Annotated in this window: 15 protein-coding genes; 7 read left to right on the plus strand and 8 right to left on the minus strand. The window is 63.1% G+C overall.

The window, feature by feature from the left end:
• Window positions 1–19 precede the first annotated feature (19 nt).
• Entirely contained in the window at window positions 20–502 is a 483-nt protein-coding gene (locus ACY34H_RS16005) for a hypothetical protein (RefSeq protein ID WP_464978458.1), read from the minus strand.
• A gap of 174 nt (window positions 503–676) precedes the next feature.
• Between ACY34H_RS16005 and ACY34H_RS16010 the strand changes: the two genes are divergently transcribed.
• A complete protein-coding gene (locus ACY34H_RS16010; protein ID WP_464978459.1) occupies window positions 677–1,492 on the plus strand; it encodes a M48 family metallopeptidase in 816 nt (271 codons plus the stop codon).
• Window positions 1,493–1,512: 20 nt separating this feature from the next.
• Here ACY34H_RS16010 and ACY34H_RS16015 read toward each other — a convergent pair whose 3' ends face one another.
• From ACY34H_RS16015 to ACY34H_RS16025, 3 genes are read right to left on the minus strand one after another with little or no spacing between them, the layout of a single operon-like run.
• A complete protein-coding gene (locus tag ACY34H_RS16015; protein ID WP_464978460.1) occupies window positions 1,513–2,001 on the minus strand; it encodes an arsinothricin resistance N-acetyltransferase ArsN1 family B in 489 nt (162 codons plus the stop codon).
• Window positions 1,998–3,914 (minus strand): peptidase U32 family protein, encoded by a 1,917-nt coding sequence (locus ACY34H_RS16020; RefSeq protein ID WP_464978598.1) that lies wholly within the window; start codon window positions 3,912–3,914, stop codon window positions 1,998–2,000. The genes ACY34H_RS16015 and ACY34H_RS16020 overlap by 4 nt, the downstream gene beginning before the upstream one ends.
• Window positions 3,806–6,451: a hypothetical protein gene (locus ACY34H_RS16025; protein ID WP_464978461.1), complete on the minus strand. Its 2,646-nt coding sequence runs from the start codon at window positions 6,449–6,451 to the stop codon at window positions 3,806–3,808. Before ACY34H_RS16025 ends, ACY34H_RS16020 begins: the two co-directional genes overlap by 109 nt.
• A gap of 186 nt (window positions 6,452–6,637) precedes the next feature.
• Here ACY34H_RS16025 and ACY34H_RS16030 point away from each other — a divergent pair, with 186 nt between their 5' ends.
• Window positions 6,638–8,191: a TerC family protein gene (locus ACY34H_RS16030; RefSeq protein WP_464978462.1), complete on the plus strand. Its 1,554-nt coding sequence runs from the start codon at window positions 6,638–6,640 to the stop codon at window positions 8,189–8,191.
• A gap of 33 nt (window positions 8,192–8,224) precedes the next feature.
• Here ACY34H_RS16030 and ACY34H_RS16035 read toward each other — a convergent pair whose 3' ends face one another.
• Window positions 8,225–9,673 carry a Gfo/Idh/MocA family protein gene (locus ACY34H_RS16035; protein ID WP_464978463.1) on the minus strand — a complete coding sequence of 483 codons (1,449 nt, stop codon included), beginning with the start codon at window positions 9,671–9,673 and terminating at the stop codon, window positions 8,225–8,227.
• A 280-nt stretch (window positions 9,674–9,953) separates the two neighbouring features.
• Here ACY34H_RS16035 and ACY34H_RS16040 point away from each other — a divergent pair, with 280 nt between their 5' ends.
• Both ACY34H_RS16040 and ACY34H_RS16045 read left to right on the plus strand, forming a co-directional pair.
• On the plus strand, window positions 9,954–10,370 hold the full coding sequence (locus ACY34H_RS16040) for an Hcp family type VI secretion system effector (RefSeq protein WP_464978464.1): 417 nt from the start codon (window positions 9,954–9,956) through the stop codon (window positions 10,368–10,370).
• A 176-nt stretch (window positions 10,371–10,546) separates the two neighbouring features.
• Complete coding sequence (locus ACY34H_RS16045; protein WP_464978465.1) at window positions 10,547–12,073, plus strand: tetratricopeptide repeat protein; 1,527 nt, start codon at window positions 10,547–10,549, stop codon at window positions 12,071–12,073.
• Here ACY34H_RS16045 and ACY34H_RS16050 read toward each other — a convergent pair.
• The gene (locus tag ACY34H_RS16050) at window positions 11,985–13,106 is read right to left on the minus strand and encodes an acyltransferase family protein (RefSeq protein ID WP_464978466.1); all 1,122 of its coding nucleotides are present in this window, start codon (window positions 13,104–13,106) and stop codon (window positions 11,985–11,987) included. The two genes, ACY34H_RS16045 and ACY34H_RS16050, sit on opposite strands and share 89 nt — an antisense overlap.
• 555 nt (window positions 13,107–13,661) lie before the next feature.
• Between ACY34H_RS16050 and ACY34H_RS16055 the strand changes: the two genes are divergently transcribed.
• Window positions 13,662–15,863 carry an OsmC domain/YcaO domain-containing protein gene (locus tag ACY34H_RS16055; RefSeq protein ID WP_464978467.1) on the plus strand — a complete coding sequence of 734 codons (2,202 nt, stop codon included), beginning with the start codon at window positions 13,662–13,664 and terminating at the stop codon, window positions 15,861–15,863.
• 731 nt (window positions 15,864–16,594) lie between these two features.
• Here ACY34H_RS16055 and ACY34H_RS16060 read toward each other — a convergent pair.
• Window positions 16,595–16,990 (minus strand): hypothetical protein, encoded by a 396-nt coding sequence (locus ACY34H_RS16060; RefSeq protein ID WP_464978468.1) that lies wholly within the window; start codon window positions 16,988–16,990, stop codon window positions 16,595–16,597.
• 158 nt (window positions 16,991–17,148) lie between these two features.
• On the opposite strand from ACY34H_RS16060, the gene ACY34H_RS16065 reads away from it, so the two are divergent.
• Together ACY34H_RS16065 and ACY34H_RS16070 are read left to right on the plus strand one after the other, a co-directional pair.
• Window positions 17,149–18,549 carry an aminotransferase-like domain-containing protein gene (locus ACY34H_RS16065; protein ID WP_464978469.1) on the plus strand — a complete coding sequence of 467 codons (1,401 nt, stop codon included), beginning with the start codon at window positions 17,149–17,151 and terminating at the stop codon, window positions 18,547–18,549.
• 417 nt (window positions 18,550–18,966) lie between these two features.
• Window positions 18,967–19,209 carry a hypothetical protein gene (locus ACY34H_RS16070; protein ID WP_464978470.1) on the plus strand — a complete coding sequence of 81 codons (243 nt, stop codon included), beginning with the start codon at window positions 18,967–18,969 and terminating at the stop codon, window positions 19,207–19,209.
• Window positions 19,210–19,501: 292 nt separating this feature from the next.
• Here ACY34H_RS16070 and ACY34H_RS16075 read toward each other — a convergent pair whose 3' ends face one another.
• On the minus strand, window positions 19,502–20,416 hold the full coding sequence (locus ACY34H_RS16075) for a LysR family transcriptional regulator (RefSeq protein ID WP_464978471.1): 915 nt from the start codon (window positions 20,414–20,416) through the stop codon (window positions 19,502–19,504).
• Between the last annotated feature and the right edge of the window lie 102 nt (window positions 20,417–20,518).

Below are 20,518 nucleotides of genomic sequence, written 5' to 3' on the forward strand. Positions count from 1 at the left end.
ACTTTGGGAAGAGGGCGGCTCAGTCCGTGAGCTTGAACTTGAGCTGGATGGTCAATGCGCCGTGCAGGCGATCCTTGTACTTCGGTACGATAGCAAAGTTAACCCCCACCCGTTGGTACTCCACGCTGACGACGGGAATCAATGCGGGAAACCATCCGCCGTCGCGGTGTTTCGGATAGCCGTCGAACGCACCAATGACAGCGCCCAGTCGCAGCGGCCCGAGCGAAAACGGCTGGTAGTAAATGCCGGCATAGTTCGAGATGGCCCGGTCGCTGTTGCGGAAACGCCCCACCGTGGCCGATGCCACCGTTGAAAAACGGTACTCGGCGCCAATGCCGGGGTTGGTATCGTCCAGCCCGGCGTCGCGGTCGAAGTGATACGAATAGAAGCCGGGATTCACCCACAGTTCGCTGCGTGGCTGCGATTCGATGACAGCAAACGGATTGGCCTGCGCTCCTGCCTGTGCAAGCAGCAGCAAGGCACCCAGCATTGCGTGTTTCATGCCATTTTCCCCAGATTGTTAATAGCGCGGCAATTATAGCGATAGCTCAAGCATGCTGCGCTTTTTCATTGAATCTGGTGCACGCTTGATGGCGATAAAGAAATTGCTGAGTGGAAATTGACTGCCTGTTGGCAATGCCGGACAGTGATCGTCCCACATGACAGGGAGTCCCCAATGAACAAGCACACGATGATGATCTGCGCCGCCGTGACAGTATTGACGGCATGCGCTTCGACGACCAAGCCGGGCATGGTCGGCGTCCAGCGGCAGCAACTGATGCTGGTGTCGGCCGAGAAGGTGGAGCAGATGGCGCTGGTGAACTACACGCAGCAGAACCGCGAAGCCCAGGTGAAGGGCAAGCTGGTGACCAAGGGCGCCGAGTACGAGCGGCTGAAGAAGATTGCCGCCCGCCTGCAGTCACAGGTGACAACTTTCCGCGACGATGCGGCGAAATGGCAGTGGCAGCTCGCGCTGATCGACGCGCCGGTGATCAACGCCACCTGTGCGCCGGGCGGCAAGATCACGTTCTATACGGGCCTGTTGCGCCAGCTGAAGCTGAACGACGACGAGATTGCGATCATCATGGGCCACGAGATCGCCCATGCACTGCGCGAACACGGCCGCGAGCGCGTTTCGCGCGCCTACGCGCAAAATGCGCTGACCACGACGGCGCTGATGGCGGCGCCGAACAGCCAGGCGCAGGTGGAGGCGGCGAACACGGTCGCGCATTACCTGTACATGCTGCCGAACTCGCGCCAGAACGAATCGGAAGCCGACGCGATGGGCCTGGAACTGGCGGCGCGCGCCGGCTACAAGCCGGAAGCCTCGGTGGCCGTCTGGAAGAAGATGCAGGCGCTGGACAGGAAGTCGGGCGAGCAGAAGTCGGCCGAATTCACGTCCACCCATCCGTCGAACGAAACGCGGATCGCCGACCTGACCGGGATGCTGCCAAAGGTGACGCCGCTGTACCAGGTGGCGGTGAAGAAGTAGGCCGGCAGGTCAGCGGCGCACTATAGCCGCAGTTCCCAGTACCCCACGTCGAGCCACCGGCCGAACTTGTAGCCCACCTCTGCGAAGTGGGCTACTTTCCTGTATCCCATTCTTTCATGCAGAGCGACGCTGGCATCGTTCGGCTGGGCGATGCCAGCGATGGCAAGATGGCAGCCCTGGCAACGCAGCCGCTCCAGCAGCGCCTGGTACAACGCCGTGCCGAAACCCTTGCGTTCGCTGCCCCGCGCCAGGTAGACCGACGTCTCCACCGAAAAGCGGTAGGCATGCCGCACCCGCCACTGCGTGGCATAGGCATAGCCGGCGATGGTGCCGTCCGCGCCTTCCAGCACCAGCCATGGCAGGCCGCCATCCTGGACGGTGGCGATCCGGCCCTGCATGTCCGTGGCGGACAGCGCCACCTCCTCGAAGCTGACAGTGCTGTCGACGATATACGGGTTGTAGATCGCGGCGATGGCCGCGGCATCGCCCGGCCGGGCATCGCGGATCAAGCGCGCGGCCGCTGCTTGTGGAACACCATCGGGCTGTACGGTACGGCCGACGGCGGCGGCGAATTCAGGATGCCCGGCTTCATCGCGCCGACCACATGCATCTCGCACGGCTTGCAGTCGAATCGCAGCGTGTAGGTTTCGCTGCCCGAGACAAGGGTCATCGGCTCCGCCTTGACCTGGCCCTGCACCCCCTGCACGCCCTTGGCCTGCTTCGGGCACAGGTTGAACGAGAAGCGCAGGCAGTGCTTGGTGATCATCAGCGGCACTTCGCCCGCTTCCTCATGCGCCTCGTAGGCGGCGGCGATCATCTGCACGCCGTGCTTGTGGTAGAACGCGCGCGCCTTCTCGTTGTAGACGTTGGCCAGGTACGTCAGCTGCGTATCCGGATAGATCGCCGGCGGTTCGGCCGGCGCCTTGCGGGGTGGGCGCTGCCATGCCGCCAGGCGGGCCGCCTCATGGGCGGCGATGGCATCGCGCCGCAGCGCGTTGATCGCGCCGGACGGCACGAACCACGGCTGCGACAGGTTCAGCTCGACACTGCCTGCCTGGAACATCGTGTTGCCCAGCTTCCCCAGGCTGGTGCGCAGCGCCGCTTCGGCCTGCGCGGCCTGCTGGGCAGGCTGCAGCGCCAGCGCCGTGGACGTCGAGCTCATGATGCCATCCTCGTCGGTGACCGCCAGCGTCAAGCCCCCGGCATGCTCGGACAGCACCAATTGCACGGCCACCTTGCGATCCGACGATTTCTTGGCCAGCGCCGATTCCCACTGATTGTCGCGGTTGCGGTGGATCTCGGTGCCGACCTTCAGGCCGGCCAGGCTGGCCATCGGCTCGTTGGGGAACACGCGCCAGCGCTGGCCTTCCTCGTTCTCGCCGAGCTTTTCCACCGTATTGGCCTGCACGCCGGCCGAGTTGCGCTTGACCATGTAGTTCAGGCCGTCGCCATTGGCCATCGGCGCGTCGGTCAGCAGGTCGAAGTGGTCGCCGCCCAGCCGGGTCACGGTTCCGAGCTTGACGCCCAGGTATTTCGGCGAATCGAAGGCGCCGATATCGTCCTGCCGGCCGCCGGCGAAATAATCGGTATGGCCGCGGTGGAAGTTCTTGTCGACGTCGGGGGTGAACATCACCTGCGTGCGGCCGCTCGATGCGCGCACGAATTCGGTGCGCCGTTCCAGGATCTCGTCCAGCAGCAGGCGGTAGTGGGCCGTGATGTTCTTGACATAACCCATGTCCTTGTAGCGGCCCTCGATCTTGAATGAGCGGATGCCGGCATCGACCAGCGCCTCCAGGTTGCGGCTCTGGTCGTTGTCCTTCATCGACAGCAGGTGCTTGTCGTACGCCACCACCCGGCCCTGGCCGTCGGACAGCGTGTAGGGCAGTCGGCAAGCCTGCGAGCAGTCGCCGCGGTTGGCGCTGCGGCCCGTGTCCGCGTGCGAGATGTAGCACTGGCCCGAGAATGCCACGCACAGCGCGCCATGGATGAAGTATTCGAGCGGCGTGTCGACCTCCGCGCGGATCTTGCGGATCTGCTCGATCGTCAGTTCGCGCGCCAGCACCAGCTGGGAGAAGCCCACGTCGCCGAGGAATTTCGCCCGCTCGACGGTGCGGATGTCGCACTGCGTGCTGGCATGCAGCTGGATCGGCGGTAAGTCCAGTTCCAGCAGGCCCATGTCCTGGATGATCAGCGCATCCACGCCGGCTTCGTACAGTTGCCAGATCTGCTTGCGGGCCAGGTCGAGCTCGCTATCGTGCATGATGGTGTTCATCGTCACGAAGATGCGCGAACGGTAGCGGTGCGCGAACGCGGTCAGCGCGGCGATGTCTTCCAGCGGATTGCTCGCATTGTGGCGCGCACCGAACGCGGGGCCGCCGATATAGACGGCGTCGGCGCCATGCAGGATGGCTTCGCGGCCGATCTCGGCGGTTTTGGCCGGCGACAGCAGTTCGAGTTCGTGGGCGAGGAGAGACATGGCGGGATCCTGGGTAAGCCTGGGCGAAGGCGGAGATTATAGCCGCCGGGGCGGCCGCTGTCATGCAGCGGACTGGCGCCCGCCTGTTCTTGGTCCCGCATCTGATCCGCTATCGGATACGGTTCGCCGCCCTGACCCTCGGCAAGTCCGGCGATCGCATCGGCCACGTCGCGCGAATACCGGTCGAAATAGCGCGTGTGCGCCAGGGCTCCGGTGCAGAACTCCTGCGCGCCGACCGGGCCCGGTGTCCACGGGTCCTGGGCAGTATCGGGCCACAGGTTCCGCCCGACGTAATCGCCGCTGCCATAGCCGTTTCGCCAGCTGGCGAGGCCGGCCGCCGCCGGGTCCGGCAGGTTCGCCCACCCGTAAATGGCGGGGAACCGCGCCGCATACAGCTGGCGTATCGGCGCGCCTACCGTGAGCAGGTCGATCCGTTTCAGGTCCTGCAGCAGGGTGCTGTCGTTGCCTTTCAGGTAACGCAGCAGGTCCAGCGTGATCACCGCGCCCTGGCTGTGGCAAACCAGCACCACGCGGTCGTAACCAAGGTCGCGCACGTACCTCAGCAGCGAGACATAGCGTGCCATGATGTGCAGCCGTGGCGTATCGCCCACCGGGCGCTCGCGCAGCCAGTTGTCGACGTCGATCGCCGTGTCGACCACGACGCGCAGGCGGGCGAATGTCTGGCTGACCTTGCCGAACGAGATCGCGCCAAGCAACCGTGGCAGGATCGCCAGGGCCAGCGCGCCGCCACCGACGGTGAAGTTCAGGTACTGGGCCAGGTCCGACACATTACGGAGTGCGCCGGGAAAGCGCGCCACGAACGATGCACGGAATCCGTCGAGCGCCGTCGGCGTCTCGATGTACTGCAACACGGCGGCGGACGGCAGCACGATGAAGAAGCCGGCAACGACGAGCCATTTGGCCAGTCCCATCAGCCGAAAACCACCGTCCAGCCAGCGCCACAGGCCGCGCGATGCCGCCGGGTCGCCCGGTCGGTCCGGCGGCGCGACTTCGGCCAGTACGGAGGGCACGATGGCGAGCACGGCGCAGGCAAACGCCAGGATCAGCAGCACCAGGTACGGCACCGCCGCTGGACTCGCGGACAGGTCGATCAGGAGCTTGAAGCGCGCTGCCAGGCTCATCGGGTCGTCGCCGAACAGGCCTGGCAACGCCGGGGTGTCCAGCAACGGCGCTCCGGTCGACTTGATCGCATGCAGAGCGGCAAGCCACACGGCCAGCACCGCGAACAGCAGCAGCGGCGCAGGCAGGGCTGCGGCGATGAGCGCGGTCGTGACCGGGGGCTGCGCGGTCGCTCCATCACGGCCCCTGGTCGCCAGGGTTCCCGCTGCGAGCAGGCAGAGATTGCTCAGTGCGAGCACGGTCCATGCGACGATCAGGAGCAGGAAAGTACCTTCCACTAAATAGATGAACCAGCCCGCCAGGCTTGTCGGCGGTCCGAACCCTGCCGGCCCGAACCAGATCGCCATGCCCCACAAGAACGCCGCCGCCAGCATGGCGCGCCAGCAGCCGATGACACCCGGGCGCACGCGCTCGTGGCCGTGAACGAACCAGGTCGCAGCGGCGAGCGCCAGCGCGAGTGCCATGGCAAACGCGACTGTCGATGGCGCCAGGCCATCGGGCCATGACGATAGCCCCGCAACCGCCGTGCCGGTAGCGCCAAGCCAGGCCAACGGCAGGCCGCCACGGTCGATCCATGCGGGCGGCGCCGGGCGGCGCATCTGCGTGCGCACGGCCCAGCCGAGGAGCGCACCCACGGCGGCGGCGAATGCAAGCGCAGTACCATCCTGTCCCGCGCCGGTCGGGGGGACGAGCAGCCCCAGGAAGGCAACGCCATAGCACAGCAGAAGCAGGTTGCCGAGCATGATTGGTACCGCCAGCAGCCAGTAGGACGCCGCCGCGGCACCATATGCCGCCGAGAGCGCCCGCGGGGCGCCGGGCTTCGGCCAGTTGGCCAGTTGTGTGGCGAGGGCGGTCCGGCCGAGGCTGGCCATATGCAGGAACAGCTGCATCATCTGCTGCAGCACCTTCCAGCCACTGGTGCCGACATGCGACAGATCGGCCCAGAACATTTCATAGACGTCGGTATGGCCGCCTGCGTGGCCTTCCTTCCGTAGCCGGGTGGTGGTGTAACTGCCGCGGTAATCCTCGCCGCCCGCCAGCGTCATCGCCGTAAACGCCAGGTCGGCGCTGCGTGTGCCCTCGCGCTCCGGCGTCGCGGTACGGGCCCGCGCGCGCATGCCATACGGCAGAGTGGGCTGGACTGCCGGCGCCGCGGTGTCGGGCTGCGGCGGGAAATACAGTTCCCGGGTATCGACTGCGATATGCACCGGCGTGCAGGAAAACTGGCCGAAGCGCTGGGGATGGAAATGCTGGAGTTGCCGGATGATACGGAGCGATGTGTCCCCGGCGGAGGGATCGCCGACTCCGTGCACGGCGATGACGGCAACCTTTTCCTTGTCCACGGTTCCTCCGCTTTGAACAATGCGTGCTGGCAATACGCCGATGGTATGCCGCCTGCCTCCCTGGTGCACGGAAATCACCATCGCCGAAGCGTGAATTGTGTTGAAATGGCAACGGCTTGCCATGTCTAATGAACAGCGGCGCTGGACGGGCTTCCCCTACAATCGGCGTCATTCACCGGAGATAACATGGAATGGCTGGCCGACCCCAATATCTGGATTGGTTTGCTGACGCTGATCGTACTGGAGATCGTGCTCGGCATCGACAACCTGATCTTCATTGCGATCATTGCCGAGAAAGTGCCGCCCCACCAGCGCGACAAGGCCCGGTTGCTGGGGCTGTCGCTGGCGCTGCTGATGCGCCTCGGCCTGCTGAGCGTGATTTCCTGGATCGTTACCCTGACCGAACCGCTGTTTACCGTCGGTACGATGGCATTCTCCGGCCGCGACCTGATCCTGCTGCTGGGCGGCATATTCCTGTTATTCAAGGCCACGATCGAGCTGCATGAGCGGGTGGAAGGGCAGGCCCACGTCAAGAGCGGGCCGGTCGCGTATGCCAGCTTTGCCGCCGTGGTCGGCCAGATCATCGTGCTCGACGCCGTGTTCTCGCTTGATTCCGTCATCACGGCGGTCGGCATGGTCGACGAACTGGCGGTGATGATCGTGGCGGTCATTGTCTCGATGGCCGTGATGATGTTTTCCTCGAAGCCGCTGACGCGCTTCGTCAATGCCCACCCGACGGTGGTCGTGCTGTGCCTGTCGTTCCTGCTGATGATCGGCCTGTCCCTGATCGCCGAAGGCTTCGGCTTCCACATCCCGAAGGGCTACCTGTACGCGGCAATCGGTTTCTCGGTGGTGATCGAGGCACTGAACCAGCTGGCGCGGCGCAATTTCGTCCGCCAGCAGGAACACCTGCCGCTGCGCGAACGCACCGCCAACGCCGTGCTGCGCATGATGGGGGAGACCACCGCCGATGGCGCCGCCGAGGCGCCGGCTGCCGGAGGCGAGCCCGCGGAGCCGCCCGCGTTCGAGTCGGCCGAGCGCCACATGGTCAGCGGCGTGCTGAGCCTGTCCCAGCGGCCGGTACGTTCGATCATGACGCCGCGTTCCGATATCTCGTGGGTCGACCTGGATGACGATGCCGCCTCGGTCCGCGCCCAGCTGCTCGACGCGCCGCACAGTTTCTACCCGGCCGGCCGCGGCCAGTTGGACAATATCGTCGGGGTGGCCCGCGCCAAGGACGTGATCGCCGACCTGATGGACGGCGGCCACATCGACCCGGCGCGCAGTATCCGCCCGCCCATCGTGATGCCCGATACGGCCGGCGTCTTGCAGGTCATGGAAACGCTGAAACGCTCGCATGGCCAGCTGGTGCTGATCGCCGACGAATACGGCACCATCCAGGGGCTGGTGACGCCGATCGACATCCTCGAGGCGATCGCCGGCGAGTTCCCGGACGAGGACGAGCAGCCGGTGGTGCAGGCGCTGGGCGAGGGGCGCTGGCGCGTCGATGGCGGCGCCGACCTGCATCATCTGCAGCAGGTGCTGGAATCGGACGCGCTGGGCATCGCCACCGACGACTACACGTCGCTGGCCGGCTTCATGCTCGAACGTTTCGGCACGCTGCCGCACGTGGGCCAGGTGCTGGCGCTGGACGACTTGCGGCTGGAGGTGGCGGAAGTGCGCGAACGCCGCATTACCTCGGTGCTGATCAGCCGTATCGACGCAGAAGGAGACGCCTGAGCGTCTCCTTCCGTGGTTGCGCGATGGAGCCGCTCAGGGGATCTTGCGCCGCAGCGGCATCGGCACCGGTGTTTCGCGCGTCGGCATCGGCGCGCGGTCCGGCGGATTCAGGCCGGTGACGAGATCGGCGATCTTCACCGACTGGCCCGTTTCGAAGCACTGGTTGGCGGCCACGCCGATCAGGATCGAGTAGGCGCCGGAACGTTCGTCTGCCAGGCGCTTGTACTTGTCGGCCGGGGCGGTGCCGAAGATCTCTTCGAGCATTACGGCATCGCCGCCGCCGTGGCCGCCCGTGCCGGTCCAGGGTTCGATGTCGCGTACCGCGCCGCGCAGCGGGATCACGCGGGTTTCCACCACATTGCTCTTGCTCTGCACCTCGCTGGCCCCGGCCGCGCCCACCTGCTCGACGATCCGGTGTTCCAGACGGCCCTTGGTGCCGTTGAACGCCACGTGGTAGCCCTCCCACGCATCGTAGGCCGACAATGCATAGTTCAGCTGCGCGCCATTGTCGTAGCGGACCATCACGTTCATTGTGTCTTCGATATCGATTTCCGGGCGCCACACGCACTGGTCGCGGTAATAGCCGTCGTGCTTCTCGTTGTCCAGGTACAGCGCCTTCAGGCCGGGGTCGGCCGCCAGGTCGAAGTAGAAGGTGCATTTCTGCTTCTCGGGGCAGGTCAGGCAGCGTTCGTGCGCCCCCGTCAGCCCCATGCGTTTAGCGGTCGCCGGCGTATAGAACTGGCGCGAGCCGAAGGCGTGCACCAGTTCCGGTTGCGCGCCCAGCCACCAGTTGACCAGGTCGAAGTGGTGGGTCGACTTGTGGATCATCAGGCCGCCGGACATGGCCTTCTTGCTGTGCCAGCGGCGGAAGTAGTCGGCGCCGTGCACGGTATTGAGCAGCCAGGTGAAATCGACCGACATGACGTCGCCGATCTCGCCGCTCATCAGGATATCCTTCACCTGCGAGCGCGGCGGTGTATAGCGATAGTTGAACGTCACCCGGATATGGCGGCCGGTGCGCTTGACGGCGTCGAGGATGCGCTGCGCCTTTTCCGCCGTCGTCGTCATCGGTTTTTCGGTGATCACATCGCAGCCCGCTTCCAGCGCGCGCACGATGTATTCGTCGTGCTTCGCATCGGGCGTGGTGACGATCACGTACTGCGGCTTCGTCTCGCGGATCATCTGGTCGAAATCGGCGGCCTTGTAGGCCTTCGGCTGGCTGGCGCCGGTGGCGGCGATCGTGCGTACCGCGAGCGCGGCGCGGCCCGGGTTGTTGTCGCATACCGCCACGATCTCGTTGCCGTCGCGGTACTTGCCGGTGATGGCGCCAGTGAACATGCGCGCGCGCGATCCCACGCCCACCACCGCATAGCGCTTGCGCGGGGTGGCGGCAAAGGCGCTCGTCGCCATCATGATTCCGGCCGCGCCCGCGGCCTTCAGGACGGTGCGGCGATCGAACGGACCGGCATTGTTTTCGCTCATCAAAGTGTCTCCATTGGTAGTGGTGGGGCGCCGCGCCATCACTCCTCTGGAGAGAGTTCAACGTTGGCGGCGGCTACGCCGATGGTAGGTCCAATCGATCTATGTGGCAAGACCAGTTGACGTGAGTGGACAGACCAATCAACTTGGTGATTGGTGCGCGGGACGTTGGCCGACAATGCGGTGAAGTTTTCGTATCTTGTGGCTTGAATAACGATATCATCGTGTCATGTAGGAATTTCCTTACAGACGATAGGAATTATCTTTACTTCTGGAGGCGTGGATGAATATGCACTCTTACCTGCGGATCGACGGCGTCGCGGGCGGTTCGACCAGCAGCGGGTATGAGGGATGGATCGCCTGCGATTCGGTCAGCTGGTCGCTGCGCCACGCCGGCGCCGGGCATGGCCTGGCCGAGATCCGCTTCGTCAAGCCGGAAGATGCGGCCTCGCCCGTGCTGGCACGGCTTTGTATCAGCGCCACCATGCTGGCCGGGGCGCGTTTCGATTTTCTGCGCCAGGCGGCCGATGGCGCATCGGTCAAGTGCTACGAGATCGAACTGGAGAACGTGACGGTCGCCAACGTGGCCAGCGGTCCGCGCCGCGAGGCAGCGATGATGGAAACCGTGGTGCTCACGTTCGCGCGGGCCCGGCTGACGGCCGTGACGCTGGGCGGGCAGCCGGAAAGCGGGCCGGATTGAAGCAGCGCTGCGACCCGGATCGATAGGCCGGTGCGCAGCCGCTGTCGCGGGGCCGAATTCTCTTTCGATAGTCGGTTTCGGCGTCCGATCATCCGCGTGATTGTTCGTCGGAGCGTTCAATGCCGGGCGGCCCGAGCGTTTATAAAGACGGTTTTACCTTTATTTCAGGAGAAACCATGTTTGCACGCCATCGCCAGCCAGGACTACGCGGAGTGCGGGCCTGTATCGTGCTTGCCGCGGCTGCGGCGATGGCGTTGCCGGCAGCCATGGCGCAGCAGCAGAAGGGCGAGGCCGCCACGCCGGCGGTGACCGTCAAGGGCAGCCGCCAGGGCGCCGATCCCGCCGAATTCCTCGGCGCCGAGAACCGGATACTGAGCCGCAAGCGCGCTTCGTCGTGCAACTTCATGTCTGGCTACAACCCGAACGAAGACGACCTGGTGCTGGACTACATGCGGCATTTCAATCATTCGCTCGAGGGCAGCGCCATCAGTTCGCTGAGCGGCGCGCCCGTGCAGGTCGTGCGCGACACCGCGCCGCTGGGCGATGTGTCCTCGGCCAGCAATGCCGAACTGGGCGCCCTGGCCAATGAATTGAGAGGCGCCGCGGCGGATCCGATGGCACCGATGGTGGCCTGTTCGCCGAACGACCTGCGCTTTGCCGCAGGCACGCACCGCATCGCCCGCAAGGACAAGACATTGGGCGAGGGCTTCGCCGCCTTCGACCGTGGCGACTTCGGCATGGCAATGGCCAAGTTCAAGGAAAACTATAAAAAGCTGGGCTACGACATCTCCGCGCTGATGGTCGGCAAGCAGTACCTGCTGGGCCAGGGCGTTCCCGCCGATACCGCGCAGGCGATCGTCTGGCTGCGCAAGGTGGTGGATGCGCGTTTCGGGCCGGGAGACCGCATGCGTTTCGACGCCAGGGCACCGGGCGTCATGAGCGAGCGCGCCGAGGCGGCGATGACACTGGCGAAGATCCACCTGGTGGGCCATGGCGTGCCGAAGGATGCGCGCGAGGCGCGCAGGTGGTACGAGGTGGCGTCCGAATCGGGCTACGCGCCCGCCACCAGCGCGCTGGGCCTGGGCTACCTGTCCGGCTTCGCCGGCGAGCGCAACCCGGCGAAGGCGGTGCAGTACCTGAAGGAAGCAGCCGAGGAAGGCTACGTGGCGGCGATGTACCAGCTGGGCAAGCTGTACTACACAGGCGAAGGCGTGGCGGAAGACCTGAACATGGCCGGCGCGTATTTCGCCGCCGCGGCGAAGGAAGGGCACCCGCTGGCCCAGTATGCGGCCGGCCGCATGTACGACCTGGGCGAAAGCGTGCCGGCGGACCAGCACAGGGCAATCGGCCTGTACAAGGAAGCCGCGGTGAAAGGCGTGGCCGACGCGCAGAATGCGCTGGCCACCTATTTCTACCAGGGCGAGGTGGTGGAGAAGAACCTGCAGACCGCCCGCAAGCTGTTCAACGCGGCCGCATTGCAGGCCCAGCCCGACGCCATGTTCAACCTGGGCGTGATGTCGATGAACGGCGAGGGCGGTCCGAAGGACCTGCCGGCGGCCTATGTGTGGTGCAGCCTGGCGAAGACCCGTGGCCATGCGAAGGCCGACGCGGCGCTCAGGGAGATTCGTCCGTTGCTGTCGGGCGATCAGCTGGCGCAGGCCGAGGCGATCCTGCAACCGGTGGGCAAGGCGCGGACGCCGTAGCGGGCCACTGGGCTGCGCGTGGCCGGGCTGCGTGCCCCGGTGGCGCGATTCCGCCGCGCAGCCAGCGCTCGCGCAGGCGCAGCCCGGGCCGCTCGACCGCCAGGTACAGCACGGCGGCGGCCGCTACCGAAGCACCTGCATAGATCGCCAGGGCGAGCACCGGCGCCTGCCGGCCCAGGCCGGGTAGCGCGGCATCGAGCCATCCGTACACGCCCTTGTGCGTCAGGTAAAGGCTGAAGGCAAGCGTTGCCAGCGTTTGCGCGCCGGGCAGCTTCCAGCGGCCAGGCCACGTGCGCGGGCTGGCGGCACCCGCCAGCAGGCAGGCGCCGCCCAGTGCGACCAGCGGAAACAGGAATACGGCGCCTGGGGCGCTCATCGCTTGCACGCGGGTGCTGCCCACCACGATCGTGGCGCCGAGCAGCAGAAGCAGCCACCCGTGCCGCATGAGCCGCGACCACCATGCGGGCCGGAAAGCGCGCACCGCCGCCAGCATCACACCCGCCAGCAAGCCGTCCAGGCGCGCCCACGTCGGGTTGTAGATCGCCGCGACAAACCGGCGCATGGCCATGGCGGTGTCGCCGGTGTCGAAGAGGGGCGCCACTTGGTGGTGCCACAGCCATCCGCGCAGCGCCATTCCCGCAGCAACGATGCCGACCGCCAGCGCGCCAACCAGTGTGCCGCGCGGTATGCCCGATGTGCGCGCCAGCAGCCAGGCAACCAGCGGGAACAGCAGGTAAAAATGTTCCTCGACGCAGAGCGACCAGGCGTGCGAGTACGCGGTTCCGCGTTCCCAGTCGGGTGACAGGTTCAGTGTAAAGGTGATGAACTTCCATGCCGGCTGCAGCGCTCTGCCTTCGCGCCATCCCGGCAGCAATATATAGAGTGCAAGCACCGCATAGTACGCCGGCAGTATCCTGAACGCCCGGGAGAGCATGAAGCGGCGCCAGTCTGGCGTACCGCCCCGTGCGTACTCACGCAGGACTTGCCAGCCGATCAGGTAACCGCTGAGGACGAAGAACAGGTCGACGCCCATCCAGCCATGCTCCGCGAACGCGGGCAAACATGGGAGCGGTGGCCTTCACGGCTCCGGGATTTCTGGCTACGCATCGGTATTTCCGAGTCAAGGGACTAAGAAGGGAAGCAGGGCGGTTATCCAATCGAAACGGTGGCCTTCGTACAATTGCTGGCGTTGTAGAACCGTCCTTTCAGGGACCTGAACGTGTGAAAGAAACAGCTCCTGCCCATGGACGGCGCGCGACAGGGAATGGCCACCCCGAACCAATACTCTTGTCCATACAGGCAATGAAAGTTCTGTACCATACGGCGTACTCAACAATAAGAAGTCGAATCCTGACAGGTAACCGGTGTGTGCTGAGGAATAAGTTTGCAACTAACCGAAAGATGCGATCTCAAACATAACGCCATAGCCGCTGACACATCAAGCAATATGTCTACAGGGCAGAGGCCCGAGCAATAGTGAAGCGCCATGCTTGCGGGAGTGGAGCGGGAACGCCGACGACCTATGCCATACGGCTGAAACAACGGATAATGGCGGCCTACTCAATTGAGCACTATCTGGAACACTCCCATGGAAATCAAGGTCAACTTTCTCGACAAGCTTCGCCTCGAAGCCAAGTTCGATGATTTCACGGTCATTGCCGACCAGCCGATTCGCTACAAGGGCGATGGCTCGGCGCCCGGTCCGTTCGACTATTTTCTGGCCTCATCGGCCCTTTGCGCAGCGTATTTCGTGAAGTTGTATTGCTCGACTCGCAATATCCCCACCGAAAATATCCGACTGTCGCAGAACAATATCGTCGACCCGGAGAACCGTTACCAGCAGATCTTCAAGATCCAGGTCGAGTTGCCTGCCGATATTTCCGCCAAGGACCGCGAGGGCATCCTGCGCTCCATCGACCGTTGCACCGTCAAGAAAGTAGTGCAGGCCGGGCCGGAATTCGTCATCGAAGAAGTGGAAAACCTGGATGCCGACGCCCAGGCGCTGTTGACCGTGAATCCGGATGCCTCGGCGAGCACCTACATCCCCGGCAAGGATCTGCCGCTGGAACAGACCATCGCCAACATGTCCGGCGTGCTGGCGAACCTGGGCATCAAGATCGAAATCGCTTCCTGGCGCAATATCGTGCCGAATGTGTGGTCGCTGCATATCCGCGATGCACACTCGCCGATGTGCTTTACCAATGGCAAGGGATCGACGAAGGAAAGCGCGCTCGCGTCGGCACTGGGCGAATATATCGAGCGCCTGAGCTGCAATCACTTCTATGCCGGCGTCTTCTGGGGCGAAGACATCGCCAATGCGGACTTCGTGCATTATCCCGAGGAACGCTGGTTCAAGCCGGGCCGCGGCGACAAGCTGCCGGCGGAAATCCTCGATGAATACTGCCTGGATATCTACGATCCGGACGGCGAACTGCGCGGCTCCCACCTGGTCGACACCAATTCCGGCAACGTGGAGCGCGGCATCTGCTCGCTGCCCTATGTGCGCCACTCGGACCGGGAGACCGTGTATTTCCCGTCCAACCTGATTGAGAACCTGTACGTCAGCAATGGCATGAGCGCCGGGAATACGTTGGTCGAAGCGCAGGTGCAATGCCTGTCGGAGATTTTCGAAAGGGCGGTCAAGCGCGAAATCATCGAGGGCGAGATCGCCTTGCCCGACGTGCCCGACGACGTGCTGGCGAAGTATCCCGGGATCGTGGCCGGCATCAAGGGGCTGGAAGAGCAGGGCTTCCCTGTGCTGGTGAAGGATGCGTCGCTGGGCGGACAATACCCGGTGATGTGCGTCACCCTGATGAATCCGCGCACCGGTGGCGTGTTCGCCTCGTTCGGTGCACATCCGAGCCTGCAGGTCGCGCTCGAACGCAGCCTGACGGAATTGCTGCAGGGCCGCAGTTTCGAAGGCCTGAACGACCTGCCACAGCCCACCTTCGCCAGTCACGCCGTGAAGGAGCCGAATAACTTCGTCGAGCACTTCATCGACTCCAGCGGCATCGTGTCGTGGCGCTTCTTCAGTGCCAGGTCGGATTACCAGTTTGTCGAGTGGGATTTTTCCGGGCAGGGCGAAAATTCCAACGCCGAGGAAGCCGCCGCACTGTTCGGCATTCTCGAAGGCATGGGCAAGGAGGTCTACACGGCGGTCTACGATCACCTGGGCGCCACCGCGTGCCGCATCCTGGTACCCGGTTATTCGGAAGTGTATCCGGTCGACGACCTGGTCTGGGATAACACCAACGTCGCGCTGCAGTTCCGCGCCGATATCCTGAACCTGCACCGGCTGGACGACGCTGGACTGGAAGCCCTGCTCGAGCGCCTCGAAGAGAGCGAACTGGACGATTACACCGACATCGCCACGCTGATCGGCATCGATTTCGACGAGAACACCGACTGGGGCCAGCTGACGATCCAGGAATTGAAGCTGCTGATCCATCTCGCCCTGAAACAGTTCGAACCAGCCCATGAACTGGTGGGAGCATTCCTGCAGTACAACGACAACACGGCCGAGCGCCGGCTGTTCTACCAGGCCATGAACGTGGTGCTGGAAGTGGTGCTCGACGAGGACCTGGAACTGGATGATTACGTGGTGAACTTCCGCCGGATGTTCGGCAATACTCGCATGGACGCGGTGCTCGGCTCGGTCGACGGCAGCGTGCGCTTCTTCGGCCTCACGCCGACGAGCATGAAACTGGAGGGACTCGACCGGCATGAGCGGCTGATCGACAGCTACAGGAAATTGCACAAGGCGCGGGCGGGGGCGGGGGCGGCCCGCTAGGACTTGCTGGCCGATTACTCTTTCTATTCGAGTACTCAGCTCGAAGCGCGTTATTCATGGCGACATCGCGCGAAAGAGGGCTTGGTTCATGTTATACGCGACAAAGAATGCGGACCGCATGGCAGCAAGGTCGCCGTGTATGCCAGGGCGACCGCATCACCCGTGTCGCATCGCACGCGACACCAGTTGTCGCAGCCTCCTTTAGGCTGGGGGCTGATCGTTCCTCCTCGCCTTCATCGTGCATGCTCTTCCCGCCAGCCTGTCGCTTTACCGCTCCCGATGCACGTACTGGGTAGCGCGCGACTTCGCAGCCGGGCCGTTGCGGTTCCTGCTGATGCATGTAAGCGCAGATCCTTCGGGAGTGCTCGAGGGCAGAGCGGACTGCCGCGCCCTCGCTCCTGCGCGCTGCGTGCTGCACAACGGAGCGGTGTTTGCGATCGGACTGCAGGGGCCCCGTGACGCGCTGGCACCACTTGCATCGGCCAGGCGAAGCGGCGGTCCATAGTAGCCGACCTGCGTTCATGGCGGCAACCGCCACTGCGCCGATCCGGAGGGTTCCCTGGCGTGCCAACGGACGTGCTCCGTAGCGCCCGCGCGATCTATCTGAACGCATGCTGCATATTGTTCTTACTTACTATGCCACCAGTGTCCACCCGCACCGTTTCAGGTGCTTGCCACACCTGCGACGCGTGAGGCGTTACCTGTGACTCGACTGGCTTGTATAGGTTGATCTAGTGGGTTACACCCCAACCCAGAAAGATGAATACGGCGATGGTGATGAGCGGACTAGCCCATGCAGCAGCTTCCTGTTTGATCCAGTGCAAACGTGATGACGCATACTCGCTCATTGCATTGGATGCACGGCGGCGCGAGATGAAATATATGTTCAGCACAATTATCGGGAGGGCCATTAGCAGCGTCACAGCGCAGGCGAAGAAGATCAGATTCTTTTCCTGGACACTAATAGTGCTTACAGAATTCATCAGTTGTACGGCGTAACCGATCAGCATAACCAGCATCGCATACATACCGATACGTTTAACCGATTTCATGAGGTCGTGTGACCTAGCCTGTTCCACATGAGCTGGAAGGCCTGTCATGCCCTGCAAAATGTTTACGTCTTTCATTTGGTCTGCCTTTGAGATAAACATGGCAAACCTGTCGAGGTTCACCAAGTACTTACGGATAAGGAGGGGAAAGTACGTGTTGGGAGCCGTGTATCATTGGTTCTTCCCCGACTTCTGCGCCATACTACGTCGAAACAAAATCCATACATTAGGGCAAAATGTCCCAGTTGAAAACCGTGCAAGATCAACCTGAACCATCATGGCTGCCGCAATTGCAACGGGGCGCTGGTCCCCGTTTTCTCCAGATCGCCGATGCCTTGCAGCAGGCTGTGGCCGATGGTTTGCTCAAGCCGGGCAATCGGCTGCCTCCACAGCGCGAGTTGGCTGCGCAGCTAGACGTGGACCTGACGACGATCACCCGGGCATACGATGAAGCCCGGCGCAGGAATCTGCTGGAAGGTCGTGGCGCTCGCGGTACCTATGTTGCGGCGCCAAAGGCGGATCTGACGTCGGTACTTGACCTGAGCATGAACACACCGCCGTCGCCGGAAGGCGTCGACTTCGGCGATCTGCTGAAACAAGGTCTCGCGCAAGTGCTGATGCGGGCGGATAACGAACTGCTGATGACGTACCATCTGGGCGGCGGCAGCGCCGCCGACCGCGAAGCCGCGACCAAGTGGATAGAGCCGATGTTTGGAAGCATGCATCCGGACCAGGTAGTTGTCTGTCCTGGCGCACAGGCAGCGATTGCAGCACTGATCCTGGTACTGACCGAGCCCGGCGATGCCATCCTCGTGGAACCGACGAGTTATCCCGGGTTGCGTGCAGCCGCGACCCAGTTTGGACGCCGTGTCACTCCGGTCGGGACGGACAAGCATGGAATGCTACCTCAGGCCCTTGAAGAAGCTTGCCGGCAGCATGGCTCCAAAGTTGTCTACCTCAACCCGACACTACAGAATCCGACAACAGTCACGATGCCAGAGAAGCGGCGCAAGGAATTGGCCGGCGTGGCAAAACGCTGCAACGCGCGGATCATCGAGGACGACCCTTACTGGCTGCTCGCCGAGTCGCCACCGCCGCCCATTGCTACCTACGCGCCGGAACACGTCTATTACATTTCCACTTTGTCGAAATGCCTTACGCCTGGGCTGCGCGTTGCTTTCGTGCTCGTGCGTGACCCGGTCGAGCGTGACCGCTTCCTCGTGGCCCTGAGGTCTTTCGCATTGATGGTCGCGCCCCTGACGGCTGCGCTGGCTACCCAGTGGATCCTCGACGGGTCGGCAAACACGTTGATGCTAGGCGTGCAAAACGAGGCCCGCGTGCGGCGCAAGATGGCCAGCGACGTCCTGGGAGAACGCTATGCCCGGCCTGGGGATGGGCTGCACATATGGGTCGAGCTGCCGACCTACTGGCGGTCGTACCAGCTCGCGCAAGCCGCAGAGAGCGAAGGGCTGGCGGTCACACCGGCGGAGGCATTCGCAACCGATGGCGAATCCGAGAACGCGATCCGGATCTCGCTGGGCAACGTCAGTGACCGCGCACACTTGAAGGCAGCCCTGCAGCGCCTGTTTCAGTTGCTGGAGCGGCGGCCTGATGCGTATGGCGGTGCGGTTGTATAGCCACATTTGGACCGGCTAGGCTCGTTATATGCGCGCGACTTCGTCCGGTGGACGTCCTTCTATTCTGTCAACTGGTGCTGCAGTGATATATGGTCACTCGGTTTCATTGATACGGCCAGCACCGACGTCTGGTAGGCACCCGCAACTCGGGAAAATACAGCCTGTCCTATATGACTAGTCGCAGCGACTAGATTGGAACATTGTCATCTTGCATGGTTTTCATCTAGGGCATTTTGTCTCAATGTATGGAAATTGCTTTTGAGTAGAATGCCTCGAAGCCTGCAGCAAATCCACACCTCCCGGACATTCCGCTGTCATCCGGATTGTTGAACAAGAAATGAAGCTGCCGCAGCAGTGTTTCGAAGTCGTGCTCCTCACGATGGACAGCATCATTAATAGCCAGAAAGTACCCAAATCATGGAATGGTTCCCTATAGTCGCCGGCACGTTCAAGGTTCTCGCGTTGTGCACGGGAATGTTCTACGCCATCAAGTGGCATTACGATCAAGGGAAGAAAGGCAAAGCGTACGTGAAGGATAAGCGCGCATTGCTACGGGTTGGAGGCACGGTAGCCGCAGCCTTTGCGGTATCGCTGCTGGCCCTGGGGCTTGTCGCCTTTGGCCTGCTCAGGATGCTTGGGAATGACTTGACCTTCCCGTGATGGATGGCTAACAAGTGTCGGCCGATATCCAATGATTCGGCGGCGTTTGTCCGGTGGGGCTATTGAGCAGTGTCGCCAGGATAGTCAGAGCTCGCTTAGCGAGTACCGACGCACTCCTGCGCACTATTGGCTGGCACATCGCTTACATCCGTTTGGAACGAGTCAGTGCGACACTAAAGTAGAGTCAATGTCCGGCTGCTAGGGTTGCTGTACCTGCTGGTTAGCGCGGCCCGAGGCGGCTCTGTCGGACGCGCCGGGTCCTTTCAATGAATACCTCAACTGCTCGCTTCCATCAAAGTTCTTCAGCCGCGTAAGGAATTCCGCGTTCGTCATAGATGGCGTAGATGATTGCCAGCATGTTGACCAGCTCCTGCGAACGGTCCATCGCCCGAGCGCTGAAGATGATGGGCGAAACGGCCTGGCGATCGTCGATCCGCCGGTAGCAGACATCGGTGCGGACCATCCCCTGCAGGCTGTCGGGCACAATCGCGATACCCTGGCCAGCGCCGACCAGGCCGATGGCGATCTGCAGCTCGCGCACCTCGAGTACCTGTTGTGGCACCAGCATGCGATCCGTGAACGCCGCCAGCACCTGATCGGCAAAGCTGGGGCGCGGTGCCTTCGGGTAGACGATCAGCGGATCCTGCAGCAGGTCCGACATCTTCAGCGGCGTCTCCGTGCGCGTCAGCCTGTGCCCGACCGGCAACGCAACGATGAGGGGTTCTTCGCGCAGCACAATTCGGCGGATCGCCGCGTCCTCGAACTTCAGCCGGCCGAATCCCACGTCGATGCGGCCATCCTTCAGCGCCTTCAATTGCTCCATCGTCGTCAGCTCGTTGAAGCTGATCTCCACGCCCTGGTATTGGTCCCTGAACCGCCGCACGATTTCCGGCAGCAAGCCATAGAGCGTGGACGCGACAAAGCCGATTGACAGCTTTCTCTCGAGCTTGCCGACGCGGCGCGTCATGGTCGTCAGGTCGGCGGCCTGGTTCAGCAATTCCTGCGCATGCGAATGGAAAAACGCTCCAGCTTCGGTCAGGCGCAAGGGGCGAGATCCTTTCTCGATAAGAGTTACGCCCAGTTCCTCCTCGAGCTGCTGGATCTGCCGGCTGAGCGGTGGTTGCGCAATGTTCAGCCTGGCGGCGGCACGTGTGAAATTGCGTTCGTCGGCTACTGCGACAAAGTATCTGAGATGCCGTAATTCCATTTCTTGATACCTAAAGGGTATGGTAAATATACCAAATCGGTGTTGGACGGGTGAATCCGTGGGGGATATTGTACTCATATCGCAGCCACCCATACGGAATAG

This window comes from Pseudoduganella sp. jia 9, assembly GCF_055502615.1.

What these genes read in the sequence shown, in the direction of transcription:
- ACY34H_RS16010 (WP_464978459.1), top strand. Translation starts at nt 677, where the DNA reads ATGAACAAGCACACGATGATGATCTGCGCCGCCGTGACAGTATTGACG.
- ACY34H_RS16040 (WP_464978464.1), top strand. Translation starts at nt 9,954, where the DNA reads ATGAATATGCACTCTTACCTGCGGATCGACGGCGTCGCGGGCGGTTCG.
- ACY34H_RS16075 (WP_464978471.1), bottom strand. Translation starts at nt 20,416, where the DNA reads ATGGAATTACGGCATCTCAGATACTTTGTCGCAGTAGCCGACGAACGC.
- ACY34H_RS16035 (WP_464978463.1), bottom strand. Translation starts at nt 9,673, where the DNA reads ATGAGCGAAAACAATGCCGGTCCGTTCGATCGCCGCACCGTCCTGAAG.
- ACY34H_RS16060 (WP_464978468.1), bottom strand. Translation starts at nt 16,990, where the DNA reads ATGAAAGACGTAAACATTTTGCAGGGCATGACAGGCCTTCCAGCTCAT.
- ACY34H_RS16045 (WP_464978465.1), top strand. Translation starts at nt 10,547, where the DNA reads ATGTTTGCACGCCATCGCCAGCCAGGACTACGCGGAGTGCGGGCCTGT.
- ACY34H_RS16005 (WP_464978458.1), bottom strand. Translation starts at nt 502, where the DNA reads ATGAAACACGCAATGCTGGGTGCCTTGCTGCTGCTTGCACAGGCAGGA.
- ACY34H_RS16065 (WP_464978469.1), top strand. Translation starts at nt 17,149, where the DNA reads ATGTCCCAGTTGAAAACCGTGCAAGATCAACCTGAACCATCATGGCTG.
- ACY34H_RS16070 (WP_464978470.1), top strand. Translation starts at nt 18,967, where the DNA reads ATGGAATGGTTCCCTATAGTCGCCGGCACGTTCAAGGTTCTCGCGTTG.
- ACY34H_RS16050 (WP_464978466.1), bottom strand. Translation starts at nt 13,106, where the DNA reads ATGGGCGTCGACCTGTTCTTCGTCCTCAGCGGTTACCTGATCGGCTGG.
- ACY34H_RS16030 (WP_464978462.1), top strand. Translation starts at nt 6,638, where the DNA reads ATGGAATGGCTGGCCGACCCCAATATCTGGATTGGTTTGCTGACGCTG.
- ACY34H_RS16055 (WP_464978467.1), top strand. Translation starts at nt 13,662, where the DNA reads ATGGAAATCAAGGTCAACTTTCTCGACAAGCTTCGCCTCGAAGCCAAG.